Below are 17,329 nucleotides of genomic sequence, written 5' to 3' on the forward strand. Positions count from 1 at the left end.
GAACCTTATCGGTTGGGGGTGACGGAACGCATTCCGGTGGAGGAGAAGAGGGAAGGGTCGACGATCCACGGATCGCGGGGGAGCAGGTCCGGATCAAATTCCTCAAGGACGGAACTCAACGGACCGGCCGGCAGGTCCAGCGATCTCAGGATGATGGCGCGGACCGCCTCCACCGGGAGCCCCTCCGTGCCAAGCGCTTCAAGGGTCACGGACCCGTCCCGCTTGGCCAGCCGGTGCCCGTCCTTGCCCAGCGCGAGCGGCACGTGCGCATACAGCGGCACCGGAGCTCCGAGCAGGCCGGCGAGGTACGCCTGGCGCGGGGCCGAACTGAGAAGGTCCCCGCCGCGCACCACCTGGTCGATTCCCTGCGCGGCATCGTCGACGACGACCGCGAGGTTGTAGGCGGGCACGCCGTCGTTCCGCCGGACCACGAAGTCGTCCACGGGGCCGGTGTACTCGCCATGCAGCCGGTCCTGAATGGTGAGGGCCTCGACGCCGGCGCGCAGCCGGAGCGCAGGTGGGCGCTCCCTGCGGCGAAGCTCACGCTGGGCGTCGGGGAGGTTCCGGCAGGTTCCGGGGTACACGCCGGGCAGTGCATGGGGAGCTGTGGCGGCCTCCGCGATGTCGCGACGGGTGCAGAAGCACTCGTACAGCAGGCCCGCCTCCGCCAGAGACTCGATGCTCGCTTCGTACCGCGGCAGATGCTCGCTCTGGCGGATAGGCGGTGCGTCCCAGTCCAGACCCAAGGCCGAGAGCTCCCTGATCTGGGCTTCCTCGGCGCCGGCGCGGGCAGTGTCGAGATCCTCGATGCGCAGCAGGAAACGGCGTCGAGTGGACCGGGCGAACAGCCAGGCGAGGATCGCCGTCCGGAGGTTGCCGAGGTGCAACTCGCCGGAAGGGCTGGGTGCAAAGCGTCCCGCCCCTGAGATCGTCTCCATGGCCTCGCTCCCTCGCCGCATTCCCTACCAAGGGGTCGACCCAACCGGCCGACGGTTAAAGTAAAGACCCCCCATGCACCTGCCAGAGCCCGCTTACCCTTGCTACCTTCCGGTCCTGGGGGAGTTCACAGGATGACACCACATGAGGGGCCGGGAAATAGTCTACAGGAACTTCAGGGCTGCTCCTGAGCCCGGCGCTGGCGCTGCGTTGTGCTTCAATCCGGACACCTCCCACGGGCAACGCCGACGCCGGCATGGCCGCGCGTTCTCACCCTTCCAGCGGGAGCGAGAACGAAGACGGTCGTGGGTCGTCAGTCTGCTGCGATCGCTAGACCGGCTGTCCATGCGCTTCCGGATGGCGCGAAGACTTGAACCGTGGCGGGCGTCAGTCGGCGGTGACCGCCTGGCCGGATGTCCCCCCACGCTTCCGGAGGGTCAGAAGACTAGAACGGCGGCGGATCGTCAGTCGGCGGCGGCCGCCAGGCCGGCCCGGGCGTCCGCCCCGATGCCCGCGCTGATGCCCACGACTGTCCGGCATCGGACCGCACTGCGGCAGGGGGATCCTCCGGTCTTGTCGAGTAGTTCCTCCCGGTCGGCGACGTCCAGGCGAGCACCCCTCCGGGATGCTGCCGCACCGACCAGCCAGCCTCATGTTTCATGCCGTGGTGCTTGGGGCAGAGGCAGGCGAGGTTCCCGGGCCGGGTGCTTCCGCCGTCCTCCCAGGGGACTGTGTGGTCGAGATCCGCCGTGGCTGCTGACCGATTACATCCCGGAAACCTGCAGGTCTTGTCGCGAACGCGCAAGTAGGTTTTCAGGTCGGTTGGTACCCGGTAGCGGCGCCGGCCGACGTCGAGCACCGCCGAATCCACAGGATCGGTGAGCAGCCGCAGCAGGGAAGGTGCATTCGCCGCGAGCTTCCGGGCGACACTTGCCGGGATCGGGCCGTACCCCTCGAGATCGCCGGGCATTCCGCTCTCTCCCAGCAGGGACAGCACCGGAACGGTTACGAGCACCTGGGGCCGAATGCCACTCAGAATCCCGTCTTCCTGCAGGGAGGGGTTGTCCTGGATCACCAGGCCTGCCAGCGCATCCGCACGCAGCTGGGCCAAGGTCCGCGCCTCGTTCGGTCCCTGTGCGGCGCGAGCAGCACGGGTCACCCGGTCGAACATGGCGACGGCGTTTTCGGCGCCCAGGAACGCGCCAATGTAGGCCATGCCATCCGGAGCCGGTTCCAGCCAGACGGCCCGGTCGGCCTCGGCCTTGGTGCGTCGCTCGGCGGCTGCCTTGGGGCACATTTTCTCCCTCAGCCGCCGGGCCCGGACCGCGAGCTGCGGACGGGTCAGGTCCGGGGCCACACTCAGCAGGGATTCCTCATACCCGGCCCGCTCTTCAGCAGGAATGCCAGTGCTTTCCCGGATGATGACCTGCGCGTGCTGGTAGTTGATCGTCCTGAGCTCAACGCCTCGAGTGACGGTGGGAAGTCTTCGACCAGGGCGGTCGATTCATTGAGGAGAAAACCGGCAGTACCCTCAGGAATGTTGAGGACACACGCGGTCTCGCTGACCGCGTTCATGCACGCCAGGCGGTGCTCGACTCCGGAGCGTGCGCGTTCGGTCATCGAAGTGCCGACGCGGTGAACGATCCGGGCCTTCAGGGCGGAAAGCCACCTCTCCAACCGCGCGACCTTCTCAAGGGTGTCCACCGCCTCACCGGCATTCAGTTCGGCGATGGCGGCAGGGTCAAGAGCTGTCAGCTCGTGCGCGAGCCATAGCGGCTCATTCTCGAGGTACCCTAACAAGCCGCCCTCGAGGGCCGAACTGGGCGCCGTCCACTCGGGATCGAAGGCTTCGTCGGCCTTGGTTTCCGGTGCTGGCTGGACCATGCCTATAGTCCACCACCTCCCTCTGACAAAACAGGCTGAGAGCGCCGATTCGGAACCTGACCCATGTTTAGGTATTCTGGTATCTGCTCCAAATTAGGAGGATTCGCCTAGCGGCCTATGGCGCACGCCTGGAACGCGTGTTGGGTTAACGCCCTCGGGGGTTCAAATCCCCCATCCTCCGCAGAAAATAAGCCCCGGTCTTCAACGACCGGGGCTTATTTCATGCCCTCAGGGATAGGTTCCTCAGGAGCCTGAGGCCTCCGTCACGCGGTTCGTCGGCTCGATCCGGCTGCCCGTACCCGCGCGATCCGCCGTCGGGCGGCGGCCTCGCTTGGCCCCTCCGGCCCCAGCCCGAGACGCACCACCTTCAGGACAACATGGGTTGCCGCCTTGACCGGTAGCGGGATCGGCCCGAGGGAAGGCACGCGCAACCCGAGCATCTCCCGGTGGCGCGGCTCAAGGGTCGCGACCGCCGCAGCGAACAGCACCCGATAGCCGAGCCGCTGCGAGGCCGGCAGGGGAGGGCGCTTGATGTACGCGAGGGCCTCCTGCACCTGGTCGCTGTTGGTCAGCTCAGGGTCGAAAGCCCTCAACTGTGCTGCCAGCTCCGCTTCCGAACGCGGTGGCGACTCAACCCCCATGAGCTCACCAGCCTGTGCCCATTCTGCGACGTACTGGTCGCCGCCGCCGGGGATAGGCCCTCCGTAGGCCTTGTGTGCGGCGAGGAACGCATCGGTGAAGGCGAGGTGGACCCATCGGACGAGCGCAGGATCAGCGGCGGAATACTCGCGGGTGGTGCCGTGGCTGTCGACGTACGTGCCCCGGACCCGTTGGTGCAGCCGCTGGACGAAGGCGGATCCCTCCTGCGCTGTGCGCCGGGATCCGTAGGTGACGGTGAAGATCCACCGGATGGTGTTCGCCAGCCGCCCCAGGGGGTCCTCACGGAAGGAGGAGTGCGCATGGACCCCTGCCATGGCGCCGGGATGCAGGGTCTGGAGCAGCAATGCGCGGATCCCCGCGACGAGCGGGGTCATCGAGCCGTTCACCGCCCACACAGCGGACCCCGGAACGAAGTAGCCGACGTCGTCGCCCTGTTCCAGATCCAACTGCCACTGGGGTATCGCAGGATCGCCCGCGGTGAACGTGGTGCGCAGCTGAGTGCGCCATGCCGCAACAAGATCCATCAGCATAGGTCTCCTTGGAAAACCGGCGCGGGCAGGAATGCCGCTGACCTCTTTCACGAAGGCCACGGCCGCGGAGTTCCCCGGCCCGACTTCCCTGCCCTGACTTCCCGGCCCGGCTTCCCGCCCTGACTTCCCGGCCCCGGCATCCCATCCAAACGGCGCCCCGGAACGAAGATCCTTCGTTGGTAACGACCAGTGAGGAGTAGCCATGCCCACAAGTGACCTCTATGACATCGAGCTGGCCATGAATGATGGCACCACCCGGTCCTTCGGCGACTTTCGGGGCAGCATCGTCCTGGTGGTCAATGTGGCATCGAACTGCGGGTTCACTCCCCAGTACGAGGGACTTGAGCGGCTGTACCGGAGGTTCGAAGCGGATGGCTTCGTCGTGCTTGGCGTTCCCTGCAACCAGTTCATGAACCAGGAGCCGGGTACCGACGAGGACATCCGGGCCTTCTGCTCAATGAATTTCGGCGTCACCTTCCCGCTCACCCGCAAGGCGGATGTGCGCGGAAAGAACCAGCACCCGCTGTACGCCCGGCTGACCGATTACAAGGGTGCCGGCCTGTCGAAGTCGGTGCTGCCCGGACTGGTGAGGTGGAACTTCGAGAAGTTCCTCATCAACCGCGAAGGGACCATCATCGACCGCTTCGCGCCCACACTGGAGCCCGACGCCCCCCAAGTTGCCGCCGCAATCGAGTCCTGCCTAAAGGCAGCGGCCTAAGCGGCGCCCTACTGGGCGAGGACGGCGACGCAGCCTGCGAGGAAGGCCGCTCCGGCCTCCTCGTTGACCAGGCCCTCCTCGATGAGGATGGGGTACGGCTTCTCCGGCACGCCGTCTGAGGGCCGGACGTCGACGTGGGCGACGTCGTAGCCCTTGGCAAAGAGGTAGTCCGCCATCGCGTAGTCGGTCCGTGAGTCACCGACGGTCCGCCAGATGGTAGGAACCTCACCAAAGGGAGCCAGCAGGGCCAGTGCCCGCTCCGCGCCGAGGTCCTTGCCCAGCCGGACCGATTCGATGTCGGTCGAAATGATCGTGGGATCGATGCGGTAGCCCACCTCCCCGTTGCTGTCGGGCCGCTCCTGGCCGAGCCGGATTCCGCCCATGTCGTAGCTCGCCAGGATGTCGATTGCATCGGCGTCGAACTCTGCCTGTCCGGCCAGGTAGTCGGCACTGCTGACGTCGAGCGACTGCTCGACCGAGACCATCGCGCGCTTGGTTTCATCGAAGAACATCAGCGCCGAGTATTTCTCCTCCACGAGGTCCCGGACGTCGTCACCGAAGCTTGCGGGCAGGGCGAGCTCCTTGTCCACGTGCACTTCACCTGCGCCGTCGGCGTCGAAGCTGAACCACGATGCCCCTTTTTCGCACACCGCGTGAAAGCGGACCCCGGCCGGAATTCCGGCGGCCATCATCGGTCCCATCACCTGTTCCCGGATGAACGCATCCGAACGGCCGGTGTTGAAGACGACGGGCCAGCCAGCGGCAGCCAGCGTGAGCAGATTGTCGATGATACGGGCCGGGACTGTGCGGGTGACGGGGCTGGCGACGGGGCCGTCGACGTCGAGGAGCAGGCCGAGGGGAACGAAGGAGGAGGGCATGCTCCATTATGTTCCGCCCAAGCGCCTGCACCCAGTTGACGATCAGCGTGATCTCCTCCATACTTGTGGAATCGGTTCCATGGAATCGGTTCCACAATGGCGTAGGGAGCACAGGTGCGGGCGGTAACAATCAAAGACGTCGCCCAGGCGGCCGGTGTCTCCAAGGCCACGGCGTCCCGCGTCCTCTCCGGCCATCCGGCTACCTCACCCGAGGCGCGCAAGGCAGTCGGAGCCGCCGTGGAACACCTCGGTTTCCGGCCCAATGCGCAGGCGAGGTCGCTCCGGAAAACCCGCACGCAGACCATCGGACTTCTCCTGCCCGACGTCCGCAACCCCTTCTTTGCCGACCTCGCCCACGCAGTAGAACAGCGGGCCCGGGACTTCGGATACCTCACCCTGTTCGGTAACGCCAACGAAAGTGTCGAGCAGCAGGACCGCTACATCGAAGTCATGCTGTCCCAGCGGGTCGACGGCGTGATCGCGGCCCCGCAGGGGGACGAGGAGAACCTCGCCAATCTGCTTGGCAGCGGCGTCCCTGTGGTGTTCGTGGACCGCGTCCTCGACAACACCGACGTTCCCAGTGTCAGCCCCGACAATGTCACCGGCATCCAGGAGGCCGTCCGCCACCTTGCCTCCCAAGGCCACCGCCGCATCGGCTACATCGCCGGCCCGCAGTCAAGCTCCACCGGGAGGGAACGCCTCACCGCCTACCGGGAGGCGATCGCCGGCACCGGAGCGGACGACGCCGAGGAGCTCATTTTCTTCGGAGACTTCCAGGCCGCGAGCGGAGCGGCGGGAGCGCGGACGCTGCTCGAGCTGGCAGACCCTCCCACGGCCCTGCTCGCGGCGGACAGCCTGATGAGCATTGGCGCCATCGCTGTCTGCAACCAGCGCGGTGTGGCCATCGGGTCGGGCATCTCCTTTGTCGGCTACGACGACATCGAGGCCTTCACCCTCCTCAATCCCGCCCTCACGGTCATCGCGCATGACGTTGACGCGATGGGGCGGATCGCCGTTGAAATGCTCACAAGCGTCATCGCTGGCGGATCACCCGCCTCCCGCGTGCTCCCAAGCCGCCTGATCGTCCGCGGTTCCACCCCTGAACCCTCGAGAGGACAACACCCATGAGCGGCAGCCCGATCCTGACCCTCGACAACGTGACCAAGAAGTTCGGTCCTGTCACAGTGATTGACGGCGTGAGCGTCGACGTGCTGCCAGGCAGGGTGCAGGTGTTGCTGGGCGAGAATGGCGCCGGCAAGTCGACCCTGATCAAAATGATGGCCGGAGTGCACCAGCCCGACGGCGGCAGGATCCTCATCGATGGCGAGGAAGTCCACCTCCCTGACACGAAAGCGTCGGAGAAGCACGGTATCGCCACCATCCACCAGGAACTCAACCTCGTTGGGTCGATGAGCATCGCTGAGAATATTGCGCTGGGACGGATGCCCCGCCGCTTCGGCCTCGTGGACAAACGCAAAATGAAGGACGACGCCCGTGCGGCCCTGGCCCTCATCGGCCTCGACCTCGACGTCGACCAGCACGTAGGCGGACTGGGCATCGCCCGTCAGCAACTCGTCGAGATCGCGAAGGCGCTTAGCCTCAATGCCCGAATGCTGATCCTCGACGAGCCCACTGCGGCACTGACCAAGCGTGAAATCTCGGCGCTGTTTTCGGTTGTCGAGGACCTCCGGGAGCGCGGCGTGGGCATGGTCTTCATCAGCCACCACCTCGACGAGATCGCAGCGATCGGGGATTCGGTCTCCGTGCTGCGCGACGGAAAATTTATTGCTGAAGTGCCCGCGACAACGGGAGAGGGCGAACTCGTGCGCCTGATGGTGGGCCGCGATATCGACAAGCAGTTCCCACGGCGCCGGGAGTTCAGCGGCGCGCCGGAGACCCTCCTCGAGGTCAGCGGCCTATCCACGAAGGGCATGGTCAACGACGTCTCCTTCTCGGTGCACGCCGGCGAGGTTGTCGCACTCGCCGGACTCGTGGGCGCCGGTCGCACCGAAGTGGTCCGGGCGATCGCCGGGATCGACCCGTACACCTCGGGTTCCGTGAGGGTCCGCGGCAAAAAGCTCCCACCGCTCAACGTTGGTGCTGCGATCCGCGCCGGACTTGGCCACGTTCCCGAGGATCGAAAGGTGCAGGGACTCGTGCTCGGTGCCGCCGTCAACGAGAACATCGGCTACGCGACGCTCGCATCGACGGCGAAGGCAGGAATCGTCGACTTCGCAGGACAGCGCCGGCGGGCGCAGGAGGTCGCTGACAAGCTGCGGATCCGGATGGCCGGGCTCGATCAGGCAGTCGGAGCACTGTCCGGCGGCAACCAGCAGAAGACTGTGTTCGCCCGCTGGATCGTCGCAGGATCGACTGTCCTGCTGCTCGACGAACCAACCCGCGGCGTCGACGTCGGTGCCAAAGTCGAAATTTACGAACTGATCAACGCGATCACCGCGGCCGGAGGCGCCGTCGTCATGGTCTCCAGCGAACTACCGGAAGTGCTCGGCATGGCCGATCGGATCCTGGTGATGAGCGGCGGGCACATCGCGGGGGAAGTGCCGGCGGAGTCCGCCACCCAGGACGCCGTGATGTCCCTTGCCGTCCGTGACGTAAAGCGCGAACTCGAAGACAAGCAGATGAAGGACGAATCATGAACAAGGTAGCTGCCCGGCCAGGGCTCGGAGGGGCGACGTTCGCGAAGTTCCTCGCCAACAATGGAGCATTGGTTGGACTGTTTGTCCTCGGGCTCGCACTCTTCATCGCCACACCGGACTTCCTCACCGGCCCGAACCTGCTCAATATCGGGATCCAGGCCTCAGTGATCGCGGTGTTGGCCTTTGGTCTCACCTTCGTGATCGTTGCCGGTGGAATCGACCTCTCCGTCGGATCCGTCGCTGCGCTCTCCGCGATGGGATCGGCGTGGATTTTTTCACAGGCGGATCTTCCCGGGTGGCTTGCGCTTGGCGGAGGGCTTTTCTTTGGAGCGCTCAGCGGCGCCGTCAGCGGCCTCGCCGTGGCGTTCGGCAGGCTCCCCTCCTTCATCGCCACCCTAGCGATGCTCAGCATCGCCCGTGGCCTCACGCTCGTCCTCTCCGAAGGGCGCCCCATCCCCACCGCCCCTGCGGTGTCGTTCCTCGGCAGCAACATCGGACCGGTACCCATGCCGATCGTCGTCCTCGTTATCGCGGGAACCGTTGCTGCCGCGATCCTCAATTTCACAGTCATCGGCCGTTACATGTACGCCGTTGGTGGGAACACCGAAGCCGCCCGGCTCTCCGGGATCCCGGTTCGCCGCGTGCTGGTCACCGTGTTCGCCCTCTCCGGACTGTTCGCCGCGCTGGCAGGACTCCTGCTGTCCGGCCGGCTCGATTCGGCCCAGCCCCAGGCGGCAGTCGGGTACGAACTTGACGCCATTGCCGCCGTCGTCATCGGCGGCGCCTCCCTCGCCGGTGGAGTGGGCCGGATCAGCGGCACCCTGATCGGCGCGCTGGTCCTGGTGGTCATCCGCAACGGCCTCAACCTGCTCAACGTCTCCTCCTTCTGGCAGCAGGTGGTCATCGGCCTGGTGATCGCCCTCGCCGTCGGCGTCGACTCGCTGCGGCGAAAAAGCGCACGCCACTAGAACTTTTCCCACCGTCCAACCCACCAACAAAGGATCCAACAATGAAGTTCTCCTCCTCCCAGGCAACCGCGCTGACGATGTCAGTCGCACTCCTGCTCACCGCCACCGCCTGCAACCGCGGAGGCGGCGACACCGCCTCCGAAGGCGACAGCGTCACCCTCGCCGTCTCAACCCTCAACAACCCCTTCTTCGTTGAACTGCGCGACGGCGCCCAGGAGGCGGCGGACGAGGCCGGCATCACCCTGGATGTCATCGACGCGCAGAACGACTCCGCGACGCAGACCAACCAGCTCGCCACCGCCGCCACCAGCGGCACGGACGGCGTCATCATCAACCCCGTCGACTCCGACGCCGCAGCGGCCGCGGTGAGCCCCCTCGTCGAGGACGGGACGCCCGTCGTGGCCGTCGACCGTGCGGTCAACGGCGCCGAGGTGCAGTCGCTCGTCTCCAGCGACAACGTTGCCGGCGGCAAGCAGGCAGCCGAGGAGCTCGCCCGCGCGATGGGCGAAAAGGGGAAGGTGATCGTCCTCCAGGGCGTGGCTGGCACCTCGGCAAGCCGTGACCGCGGCGCCGGATTCACCGAAGGGCTCGCGGCCTACCCGGACATCGAGGTCGTGGCACAGCAGACGGCGAACTTCGACCGGGCCGAAGCGCTCAACGTGGCGACCAACCTGCTGCAGTCCAACCCCGACGTCACCGGCATCTTCGCCGAAAACGACGAGATGGCCCTGGGCGCGATCCAGGCGCTGGGCGACCGGGCCGGCAGCGAGGTGAGCGTTGTCGGCTTCGACGGCACCGAGGAGGGCCTTGCTGCGATCGAGGCCGGCACGATGACGGCGACGATCGCCCAGCAGCCCGCCGAGCTCGGCAAGCGATCCGTCGAGGTCCTTGCCCAGCTCCTCAATGACGAGTCCGTCGAATCCACCATCCCGGTGCCCGTGACGACCGTCAACGAGGAAAACGTCGGGGAATTCACCGAATGAGCACCAAGGCATCGGGCATCGTCGTCGTCGGGTCCATCAACGCGGACCTCGTGGTGACGCTGGAACGCCACCCGCAACCGGGTGAGACCGTTCTGGGGCGGTCGATGACCGTCCTGCCCGGTGGGAAGGGCGCGAACCAGGCCGTCGCGGCCGCCCGGCTCGGCGCGCAGGTCGCGCTGGTCGGTGCCGTGGGCCGGGACGCCTATGCCGACCCGGCCCTGGCCGGGCTGCGGGCCGCCGGCGTCAACCTCGCCCTGCACCCGGCGGAGGCCGGCACCGGTGTGGCCCTCGTCCAGGTTTCGGCAGGCGGCGAAAATTCAATCGTGGTGATTCCCGGCGCCAACGCTGAGGTGACACGCGAGGTCGTGCGCTCCCAGGCATCCCTAATCTCCGAGGCCACGGTCCTCGTGCTCCAGGGGGAGATCCCCGCCGGGTCGATTGCCGAAGCCGTGCAGCACGCGGAGGGTCGCGTGATGATCAACCTTGCGCCGGTGATCGACGTCGAACGCTCCGCGCTGCTGACCGCCGACCCGTTGGTGGTCAACGAGCACGAGGGCATCCTGGTGCTCGAGCAACTGGGCGTCCGGGACCTCCCCACGGCGGCCGACCACCGCAGGATCATCGAGGCGCTGTCGGCGGCCGGCTTCGCCTCCGTTGTCCTCACCCTCGGTGCCGAAGGAGCCATGGTGGCCTCCAACGGCACCGTGGAGCGGTTCCCGGCGCCGAAGGTCTCGGCGGTCGACACCACCGGGGCCGGTGACGCCTTCGTCGGGGCGCTCGCCGCCCGCCTCGCCGCGGGCGACAGCCTGGCCTCCGGCGTCGGATTCGCCGTGCGCGTCGGCGCGTACGCCGTCCGGTCCGAGGGCGCCCAGCCGTCCTACCCGGCCCTGGGTGACGAGCTCCCCGGTGACGGGATCAGCAGGAGTGAAGGAGCCACCGCATGAAGCGCGGCGGCATCCTGAACCCCGCCCTCAGCTCGGCCATCGCGGGCCTCGGCCACGGCCACCTCGTCGTCATCGCCGACAGCGGCCTGCCCATCCCCGCGACGGTCCACACCGTCGACCTCACCCTGGTCCGGGGGATCCCCCGGTTCACGGATGTGCTGCGGGCGGTGCTGGCGGAGATCGTCGTGGAAGGCAGCATCATCGCCACCGAAGCGCATGACGGCGCGGCCGGGGAGTGGGTGCGTGCGGAGGGGCTCACTCCCCGAACCATTCCGCACGAAGACCTCAAGGCCCTGCTGCCCACGGCGCGGCTGGTCATCCGCACCGGGGAGGCCACACCGTACGCCAACGTCATCCTTCAATCCGGAGTGGATTTCTAGGCGGACGTCCGTGGCCGAAGGTAACCCTTTGGCCACGGATCGGCGGCCGCGGTGGCTTATATTCCATTGCGCGCCTGTTTTCCATAGGCTGTATCAGTGATCTTTAAAGCTGTGAGCGATGGCCGACCCTACCCCGACCACGGACATGTGTCCCCAAGGGACTGGGCAGAGGTCCCTCCCCGGCAGGTCCGGCTCGATGAGCTGGTGACGACGAAAACCACCCTTGACCTCGAGGCCCTGCTCGCCGAGGATTCAACGTTTTTCGGGGATCTCTTCCCCCATGTCGTCCAGTGGCAGGACACCCTGTACCTCGAGGACGGGCTGCACCGGGCCGTCCGCACTGCCCTTCACCAGCGCACGATCCTCCACGCGCGGGTGCTTGTGATCGATGGCTGAGGACCGCTCGGGGCGCCGGGCCCGGGCCCTCGCCCGCAGGGACCCGACGGAGTGGCACGGACAGCGGATCGTCACCGAGACCGACCTGGGAGCCGTGTTCGCCGCGGAGGAGCGGGACCGGCGCGCCCTTACCTCAAAACGGATCCGCCACGGCGTCGTCCTGCTGCTGCTGGTGGGGCTGCTGGGCGCCGCGGCCTTCACCGCGGTCGGCATCAACCGCGGGGACATCCGCATCGCCGCACTCGAGCCCACGCCCCGGCCCACCGAAACCTGCCCGGCAGGCCCGTTCGACTACCAGGACCCGAGCTCGGTGACCGTCAATGTGTACAACAGCACCGACATCGAGGGTCTCGCCGGTACCGCGGCGGGCCAGCTGCGGAAGCGCGCCTTCGTGGTTGCCGAGGTCGGAAACCGGAGCGTCGACCCCACCGGGATGACGGCGATCATCGTCTCCGGCCCGGACGGGAAGGCCAATGCCTTCACCCTCCAGCGCACCATTCCGAAATCCGTCTATGTCGTCGACAAGCGCAAGGGGCGCACCATCGACATCGTCCTCGGCTCGGGCTTCTCCGCGATCGCCCCCGCGGAGACCATCGACAAGGCCCCCGGGGGCCTCGTCTGTTTTGCGCCGGAGACGCCCGCGCCAGCGAAATAACCGCCGGCATGAATCGGGAGAGCGGTGGCGCCGCCTCGAATCAGCGTGCCGGGGACGAGGCGTAATAGCGCCCGAGGATCTCGGCCTTGAGCTCGTAGAAGGTCCCGTCGGCGATGGCGGCCCGCGCGTCGTCGACCATCCGCACCACGAAGCGCTCGTTGTGGATCGAGATCAGGGTGGCCGACACCATTTCCTTCGCCTTGAACAGGTGGTGGATGTAGGCGCGGGTGTAGTTCGTGCACGTGTAGCAGTCGCACCCCTCGACGAGCGGGGTGAAGTCGCGCCGGAAGCGCGCGTTGGAGAGGTTCAAGCGGCCGTCGGGGGTGTAGAACGCCGAATTCCGCGCGACGCGGGTGGGGGAGACGCAGTCGAAGGTGTCGGCGCCGTTCTCGATGCCGGTGAACAGGTCGTCCGGCTCCGAGATGCCCAGCAGGTGCCGCGGCTTGTCCTCCGGCAGTTCCTCGCTGCACCAGCCGAGGATCGTGCCAAGGTTCTCCTTCTCCAGGGCCCCACCGATCCCGAAGCCGTCGAAGTTCATGGACCCGAGGTCCTGGGAGGCCTTCCGCCGCAGGTCCTCGTACTGGGCGCCCTGGATCACCCCGAAGAGGGCCTGGTACGGCCGGTGGCTGCGCTCCTTGGAGAGCCGCTCGTGTTCGACGATGCACCGCTCGGCCCACAGCCGGGTGCGCTCCAGCGATTCCTCCTGGTAGCCGCGCGAGTTCATCAGCGTGGTGAGCTCATCGAAGGCGAACATGACGTCGGCGCCGAGCTGGTGCTGGACCTGCATCGAGATTTCCGGGCTGAAGCGGTGCCGGTCGCCGTTGAGGTGGGACTTGAACCAGACGCCGTCGTCGTCGATGTGCGCCAAGCGTTCCTTGCCGGCGGCCACCCGGTCGTCGGCACCGGCCGCCTCGGACCCGGAGGGGACGTCCATATTGATGACCTTCTTGAACCCGGATCCAAGGCTCATCACTTGGAAGCCGCCCGAGTCGGTGAAGGTGGGCCCGGGCCAGTTCATAAAGGCGCCCAGGCCGCCGGCCTCGTCGAGGATGTCGGGGCCTGGCTGCAGGTACAGGTGATAGGCGTTGGCGAGCAGCGCCTGGGCGCCGAGGCCCTTCATCGACTCGGGCAGGACGGACTTGACGGTCGCCTTGGTGCCGACGGGGATGAACGCCGGGGTGGCGATCTGCCCGTGCGGCGTCGAAATCACCCCGGTGCGGCCGTGCCGCGGTCCCTGCGCGTCGGGCCGGGCGGTGGTGTCCTCCAGCCGGGCGCCGACGGTGAACGAGAAGGACGACTGCTGGGACTGTGGATGCACCAGTCTATTTTGCCAGCTACCGCGGGTCCTCCCGTCCGCGGTGCGGCTCAGGAGGCGCTGGCGAGGCCCGCGACGGCGCTGAGCTCGTTGGCGATGCGCCGGTCAAGCACCTCGCGGCTGAGGGTCTCGGAGCCGCCGTGCGCCCGCAGGTACAGCAGGACGCCGAGGCGCAGCACCCGCCAGTCCTTCTCGGCCGCCCGGTTGCCGGCGGCGGTGGCCCGCAGGATCTCCGGGTCGTACAGGTTGGGGTCGTTCAGCTGGCGCTGCCGCACCGCCGCATTGACCTTGGCTCGCAGCGGGTCGGTCTCGGACTCATCGGCCACCCGCAGGGCCACGGAGTAGGCCGCGGACCGCGCCTCGTCGTCCCGGGTCAGGTAGGCGGCCATGGCGAGCGCGCTCTCGACCCACTTCCAGCGGCCGAAGTTGCCGTCGAACCCAAGGTCCGTGAGCAGGTCCGCCGTCTTCAGGGCGCTGCCGGTGTCGCCCCGGTCGACGAAGAGGGTCAGTGCGAGGTCGTGAAGGTCCTGGAGGTTGGAGCCCGACTTGAAGTTGATGCCGCGCGCCAGCCGCTCGGCCAGCTCGCCGATCCGGTCGCTGCCCGGGTGGAGCGCGGCGACCTGGGCCACCAGTTCCTCGGGCGAGCCGTCGTCGGCGGCCACCGCGGGAACCAGCGGGGCGCCTCCTGCGGCCTCCACCGACACCGCCGATCCGCTGGCGATGCGCAGCGTCCGTCCACCGGCCAGGGTGGCGATGACGACGGCGGGAACGCCGAAGTCATCGGACTCGATGTCGACGCTGCCCACCTCGACGTAGCCGGAGCCGTCCGGAAGCGCGATGCGCTGGCCGGCGGAGAGAGCCTCGGCCGCGACGGGCCGTGCCTGGAGAGTGCTTTTTTCCACTTTTTTCGTACCTCGCTCAGCTGCCCCCGCGTGTGGCATCAGGGCGTTCCGCTGACCTGTGCCTACATAAAGATACGGGAATAGCGTCCCGAAGCCCGACTAGCGGCCCCAGCCGGCATGGGCCAGGGCCTGGCGGAGCAGGTCCGCGCGGCCGCCCGACAGTTCGGCCTGGATGGAGGGGCTGAGGGCTTCCGAGGGCGTCAGCCAGGACAGTTCGAGGGCGTCCTGGCGCGGACTGCACTCCCCGGTGACCGGGATCAGGTAGGCCAGGGCGACGGCGTGCTGGCGGTCGTCGGTGAGGCCGGTCTCGGAGGGGGAGGGGAAGTATTCTGCGATGGTGAAGGGCAGCACCGACGGCGGAAGCTGCGGCAGGGCGAAGGGGCCGAGATCCTTCTCGAGGTGGCGCAGGAGCGCGGCCCGGATGGTCTCCCGGTACATCACCCGCCCGGAGACGAAGGTCCGCACCATTTCCCCCTGGGCGTTGGCCTGCAGGAGCAGCCCGACCTCGTTGACGTAGCCCAGGGCATCGCACCTGACCGGGATCGCCTCCACGTACACCATCGGGAGCCGGCGGCGGGCCTCGTAAAGATCCTCTTCGGAGAGCCAGCCTGGATTGGGGTCGGGGGTGCGCACATTCATAACCAAGTTTTATAGCAGGAATGGCTCTGGAAGACAGCGGCGCGCTCTCCTTCGGCCATTGGCTGAAAGCCGGGGCCGCCCAGCTTTCCGTTCCGAGAGGGGCTAACGGGCCCTTCCCGCAGGCGTTGTCGGCGCTGGCGCGCGGCACCGGCCGGGCATACAGTGGCGCCATGGCCGACGATCTGCCCGAACTTCTCCTCCCCGGCGTCCGGGAATGGACGCAGTGGCTCGAGGCGGAGCACGCCGCTTCCCCGGGGGTGTGGCTGATCCTGACGAAGAAGGGCGGCACGCTCACCACCCTGACCTATGCGGAGGCGCTCGACGAGGTGCTCTGCTTTGGCTGGATTGACGGGCAGCGGCGGGGCAGGGACGCCGAAAGCTACTTCCAGCGGTTCACGCCGCGCACTCCGAAGAGCATCTGGTCCATCCGCAACTGCACCTCCATCGAGCGGCTCACCGCCGAGGGGAGGATGCGGCCGGCCGGCCTCGCCGCGGTCGAGGCGGCACGGGCCGACGGGCGGTGGGGCCGCGCGTACGCCGGCCCGGCCACGGCGGTGGTGCCCGACGACCTCGCCGCCGCGGTGGCCGCCAGTCCCGGGGCGCAGGCGGCCTTCGACGGCCTGTCCTCCCAGAACCGGTATGCCCTGATCTTTCGGCTGGGGCAGGTGCACACCCCGGCGGGGCGGCAGCGGGCAGTTGAACGGTTCGTGGGAATGCTCGAGCGCGGGGACACGCCGTACCCGCAGAAGCGGTAGGGCTCTGGCGCCGCCCCGTCGCGCCTAGGCGGGGAAGGCGACGCCCTCGCCGACCACGCGGAGGCGCAGTTCGGTGCCCACCCGGGCCATCGCGGCGTTCCAGTGCCGGATGGTGACCGTCTGGCCGTTCGTGCCCTCCAGGCCGTCCCCGCCGGGTGCCGTGCTGCCATGGAGGCGGATCTTCACCGTCACCTCGGGGCCGAAGAAGTCGGTCTCCACGACGGTGCCGCGGATATTGCCGTCCTCGGCGATCCGGATCTGTTCGGGGCGCAGCATGAGCTGCACCCTGCCCTGGCAGGTGGGCCGGCGCACCGGAATACCGCCGAGTGCGCACATGGCGAGCGAGCCCTGGAGGTGGGCTTCGAGGATGACGGCGTCGCCGAGGAACTCCGCCGTCGCCCGGTCGGCCGGACGGGTGTAGACGACGAAGGGGTTTCCCACCTGCGCCAGGACGCCTCCGCGCATCACAGCGACCTGGTCGGCGAAGGAGAGCGCCTCGGACTGGTCATGGGTGACGAGGATGGTCGTCACGCCGGTTTCGGCGAGGGTCTTCGCCACGGTCTTGCGGGTGGCCACCCGCAGGCCCGCGTCGAGGGCGGAGAACGGCTCGTCGAGGAGCATCAGGGAGGGTCCGCGGGCCAGGGCCCGGGCCAGCGCCACCCGCTGCTGCTGGCCGCCCGAGAGCTGGTCCGGCCGGCGGTCGGCGTACCCGGCATCGAGCGAGACCATGCCGAGCAGCTCCGCGACGCGCGCGCGGGCCGCCCTGCGCCCGAAGGCGCGGCGGTCAAGGCCGAAGGCGACGTTCTCGCCGACCGAGAGGTGGGGGAACAGGGCGCCGTCCTGCGCCACATAGCCGATGTTGCGTTTGTGGGCCGGTACGGGGTGCCCGGGTCCGCCCGCGACGACGCCGCCTTCGAACTCCACGACGCCCGAGTCGGGGGAGTCGAAGCCGGCGATGATACGCAGCAGCGTGGTCTTTCCGGATCCGGAGGGCCCAACGATGGCCGTGGTGATGCCCTTCTGCACGGACAGGGTCAGCCCGCTCAGCACCTGGGTGCTGCCGAAGGACTTGGTGATGTCCAGCAGTTCGAGGTGGTTCACGGCCGGGAGCAGCGGGGAGGTGGTCATG

The 17,329-nt window shown here is 67.8% G+C and carries 19 protein-coding genes, 1 tRNA gene and 1 other RNA gene; 11 read left to right on the top strand and 10 right to left on the bottom strand.

Features of this window, described 5'->3' with window-relative positions; genetic code table 11:
- Window positions 1-5: 5 nt before the first annotated feature.
- From gluQRS to I6N91_RS07415, 4 genes are all read right to left on the bottom strand, one after another.
- Window positions 6-938, bottom strand: coding sequence for a tRNA glutamyl-Q(34) synthetase GluQRS (gluQRS, locus tag I6N91_RS07400; RefSeq protein WP_198811953.1), 933 nt, complete (start codon window positions 936-938; stop codon window positions 6-8).
- 59 nt (window positions 939-997) lie between these two features.
- An RNA gene (ffs, locus tag I6N91_RS07405) (signal recognition particle sRNA small type) lies at window positions 998-1,093 on the bottom strand.
- A 288-nt stretch (window positions 1,094-1,381) separates the two neighbouring features.
- Window positions 1,382-2,383 carry a DUF222 domain-containing protein gene (locus I6N91_RS17460; RefSeq protein WP_307843282.1) on the bottom strand — a complete coding sequence of 334 codons (1,002 nt, stop codon included), beginning with the start codon at window positions 2,381-2,383 and terminating at the stop codon, window positions 1,382-1,384.
- Window positions 2,296-2,820: a hypothetical protein gene (locus tag I6N91_RS07415; protein WP_198811955.1), complete on the bottom strand. Its 525-nt coding sequence runs from the start codon at window positions 2,818-2,820 to the stop codon at window positions 2,296-2,298. Before I6N91_RS07415 ends, I6N91_RS17460 begins: the two co-directional genes overlap by 88 nt.
- A gap of 96 nt (window positions 2,821-2,916) precedes the next feature.
- On the opposite strand from I6N91_RS07415, the gene I6N91_RS07420 reads away from it, so the two are divergent.
- Window positions 2,917-3,001, top strand: a tRNA-Ser gene (locus I6N91_RS07420).
- Between the two features lie 82 nt (window positions 3,002-3,083).
- Here I6N91_RS07420 and I6N91_RS07425 read toward each other — a convergent pair.
- Window positions 3,084-4,004, bottom strand: a complete 921-nt coding sequence (locus tag I6N91_RS07425) for an oxygenase MpaB family protein (protein ID WP_198812043.1) — start codon at window positions 4,002-4,004, stop codon at window positions 3,084-3,086.
- 208 nt (window positions 4,005-4,212) lie between these two features.
- On the opposite strand from I6N91_RS07425, the gene I6N91_RS07430 reads away from it, so the two are divergent.
- Window positions 4,213-4,728, top strand: a complete 516-nt coding sequence (locus I6N91_RS07430) for a glutathione peroxidase (protein WP_198811956.1) — start codon at window positions 4,213-4,215, stop codon at window positions 4,726-4,728.
- 8 nt (window positions 4,729-4,736) lie between these two features.
- Here I6N91_RS07430 and I6N91_RS07435 read toward each other — a convergent pair whose 3' ends face one another.
- A complete protein-coding gene (locus I6N91_RS07435) occupies window positions 4,737-5,606 on the bottom strand; it encodes a hypothetical protein (RefSeq protein WP_198811957.1) in 870 nt (289 codons plus the stop codon).
- A gap of 114 nt (window positions 5,607-5,720) precedes the next feature.
- Here I6N91_RS07435 and I6N91_RS07440 point away from each other — a divergent pair, with 114 nt between their 5' ends.
- The 8 genes from I6N91_RS07440 (at window position 5,721) to I6N91_RS07475 (ending at window position 12,589) form a co-directional block, all read left to right on the top strand.
- Window positions 5,721-6,734, top strand: a complete 1,014-nt coding sequence (locus I6N91_RS07440; protein WP_198811958.1) for a LacI family DNA-binding transcriptional regulator — start codon at window positions 5,721-5,723, stop codon at window positions 6,732-6,734.
- Window positions 6,731-8,263, top strand: a complete 1,533-nt coding sequence (locus tag I6N91_RS07445) for a sugar ABC transporter ATP-binding protein (RefSeq protein ID WP_198811959.1) — start codon at window positions 6,731-6,733, stop codon at window positions 8,261-8,263. Before I6N91_RS07440 ends, I6N91_RS07445 begins: the two co-directional genes overlap by 4 nt.
- The gene (locus I6N91_RS07450; RefSeq protein WP_198811960.1) at window positions 8,260-9,231 is read left to right on the top strand and encodes an ABC transporter permease; all 972 of its coding nucleotides are present in this window, start codon (window positions 8,260-8,262) and stop codon (window positions 9,229-9,231) included. The genes I6N91_RS07445 and I6N91_RS07450 overlap by 4 nt, the downstream gene beginning before the upstream one ends.
- Before the next feature lie 41 nt (window positions 9,232-9,272).
- A complete protein-coding gene (locus I6N91_RS07455; protein WP_198811961.1) occupies window positions 9,273-10,214 on the top strand; it encodes a substrate-binding domain-containing protein in 942 nt (313 codons plus the stop codon).
- A complete protein-coding gene (locus I6N91_RS07460; protein ID WP_198811962.1) occupies window positions 10,211-11,158 on the top strand; it encodes a ribokinase in 948 nt (315 codons plus the stop codon). The genes I6N91_RS07455 and I6N91_RS07460 overlap by 4 nt, the downstream gene beginning before the upstream one ends.
- Window positions 11,155-11,538 carry a D-ribose pyranase gene (gene rbsD / locus I6N91_RS07465; protein WP_198811963.1) on the top strand — a complete coding sequence of 128 codons (384 nt, stop codon included), beginning with the start codon at window positions 11,155-11,157 and terminating at the stop codon, window positions 11,536-11,538. Before I6N91_RS07460 ends, rbsD begins: the two co-directional genes overlap by 4 nt.
- A 96-nt stretch (window positions 11,539-11,634) precedes the next feature.
- Window positions 11,635-11,934 (top strand): type II toxin-antitoxin system VapB family antitoxin, encoded by a 300-nt coding sequence (locus I6N91_RS07470; protein ID WP_120165727.1) that lies wholly within the window; start codon window positions 11,635-11,637, stop codon window positions 11,932-11,934.
- Window positions 11,927-12,589 carry a LytR C-terminal domain-containing protein gene (locus tag I6N91_RS07475; RefSeq protein WP_198811964.1) on the top strand — a complete coding sequence of 221 codons (663 nt, stop codon included), beginning with the start codon at window positions 11,927-11,929 and terminating at the stop codon, window positions 12,587-12,589. Before I6N91_RS07470 ends, I6N91_RS07475 begins: the two co-directional genes overlap by 8 nt.
- Window positions 12,590-12,629: 40 nt before the next feature.
- On the opposite strand, the gene tgt is transcribed toward I6N91_RS07475, so the two are convergent.
- From tgt to I6N91_RS07490, 3 genes are all read right to left on the bottom strand, one after another.
- A complete protein-coding gene (gene tgt / locus I6N91_RS07480) occupies window positions 12,630-13,907 on the bottom strand; it encodes a tRNA guanosine(34) transglycosylase Tgt (protein ID WP_198811965.1) in 1,278 nt (425 codons plus the stop codon).
- A gap of 47 nt (window positions 13,908-13,954) precedes the next feature.
- Entirely contained in the window at window positions 13,955-14,806 is an 852-nt protein-coding gene (locus I6N91_RS07485; RefSeq protein ID WP_198811966.1) for a DUF6707 family protein, read from the bottom strand.
- 99 nt (window positions 14,807-14,905) lie between these two features.
- On the bottom strand, window positions 14,906-15,445 hold the full coding sequence (locus I6N91_RS07490; protein ID WP_198811967.1) for an NUDIX hydrolase family protein: 540 nt from the start codon (window positions 15,443-15,445) through the stop codon (window positions 14,906-14,908).
- Between the two features lie 170 nt (window positions 15,446-15,615).
- Between I6N91_RS07490 and I6N91_RS07495 the strand changes: the two genes are divergently transcribed.
- Window positions 15,616-16,200, top strand: a complete 585-nt coding sequence (locus I6N91_RS07495; RefSeq protein ID WP_198811968.1) for a YdeI family protein — start codon at window positions 15,616-15,618, stop codon at window positions 16,198-16,200.
- A 24-nt stretch (window positions 16,201-16,224) separates the two neighbouring features.
- Here the strand turns inward: I6N91_RS07495 and I6N91_RS07500 are convergent, their stop codons facing one another.
- Window positions 16,225-17,328: an ABC transporter ATP-binding protein gene (locus I6N91_RS07500; RefSeq protein ID WP_198811969.1), complete on the bottom strand. Its 1,104-nt coding sequence runs from the start codon at window positions 17,326-17,328 to the stop codon at window positions 16,225-16,227.
- Window position 17,329 lies beyond the last annotated feature (1 nt).

Origin of the sequence: Arthrobacter sp. MSA 4-2 (genome assembly GCF_016405885.1) — a bacterium.
Lineage (GTDB): Bacteria > Actinomycetota > Actinomycetes > Actinomycetales > Micrococcaceae > Arthrobacter_D.

Bases quoted from the DNA above. Each gene is read 5' to 3' on its own strand.
- I6N91_RS07500 (WP_198811969.1), bottom strand. From the start codon at position 17,328: ATGACCACCTCCCCGCTGCTCCCGGCCGTGAACCACCTCGAACTGCTG.
- I6N91_RS07435 (WP_198811957.1), bottom strand. From the start codon at position 5,606: ATGCCCTCCTCCTTCGTTCCCCTCGGCCTGCTCCTCGACGTCGACGGC.
- I6N91_RS07455 (WP_198811961.1), top strand. From the start codon at position 9,273: ATGAAGTTCTCCTCCTCCCAGGCAACCGCGCTGACGATGTCAGTCGCA.
- I6N91_RS07430 (WP_198811956.1), top strand. From the start codon at position 4,213: ATGCCCACAAGTGACCTCTATGACATCGAGCTGGCCATGAATGATGGC.
- I6N91_RS07415 (WP_198811955.1), bottom strand. From the start codon at position 2,820: ATGGTCCAGCCAGCACCGGAAACCAAGGCCGACGAAGCCTTCGATCCC.
- gluQRS (WP_198811953.1), bottom strand. From the start codon at position 938: ATGGAGACGATCTCAGGGGCGGGACGCTTTGCACCCAGCCCTTCCGGC.
- I6N91_RS07425 (WP_198812043.1), bottom strand. From the start codon at position 4,004: ATGGATCTTGTTGCGGCATGGCGCACTCAGCTGCGCACCACGTTCACC.
- I6N91_RS07490 (WP_198811967.1), bottom strand. From the start codon at position 15,445: ATGAATGTGCGCACCCCCGACCCCAATCCAGGCTGGCTCTCCGAAGAG.
- rbsD (WP_198811963.1), top strand. From the start codon at position 11,155: ATGAAGCGCGGCGGCATCCTGAACCCCGCCCTCAGCTCGGCCATCGCG.
- I6N91_RS07450 (WP_198811960.1), top strand. From the start codon at position 8,260: ATGAACAAGGTAGCTGCCCGGCCAGGGCTCGGAGGGGCGACGTTCGCG.
- I6N91_RS07475 (WP_198811964.1), top strand. From the start codon at position 11,927: ATGGCTGAGGACCGCTCGGGGCGCCGGGCCCGGGCCCTCGCCCGCAGG.
- I6N91_RS07460 (WP_198811962.1), top strand. From the start codon at position 10,211: ATGAGCACCAAGGCATCGGGCATCGTCGTCGTCGGGTCCATCAACGCG.
- I6N91_RS07445 (WP_198811959.1), top strand. From the start codon at position 6,731: ATGAGCGGCAGCCCGATCCTGACCCTCGACAACGTGACCAAGAAGTTC.
- I6N91_RS07495 (WP_198811968.1), top strand. From the start codon at position 15,616: ATGGCCGACGATCTGCCCGAACTTCTCCTCCCCGGCGTCCGGGAATGG.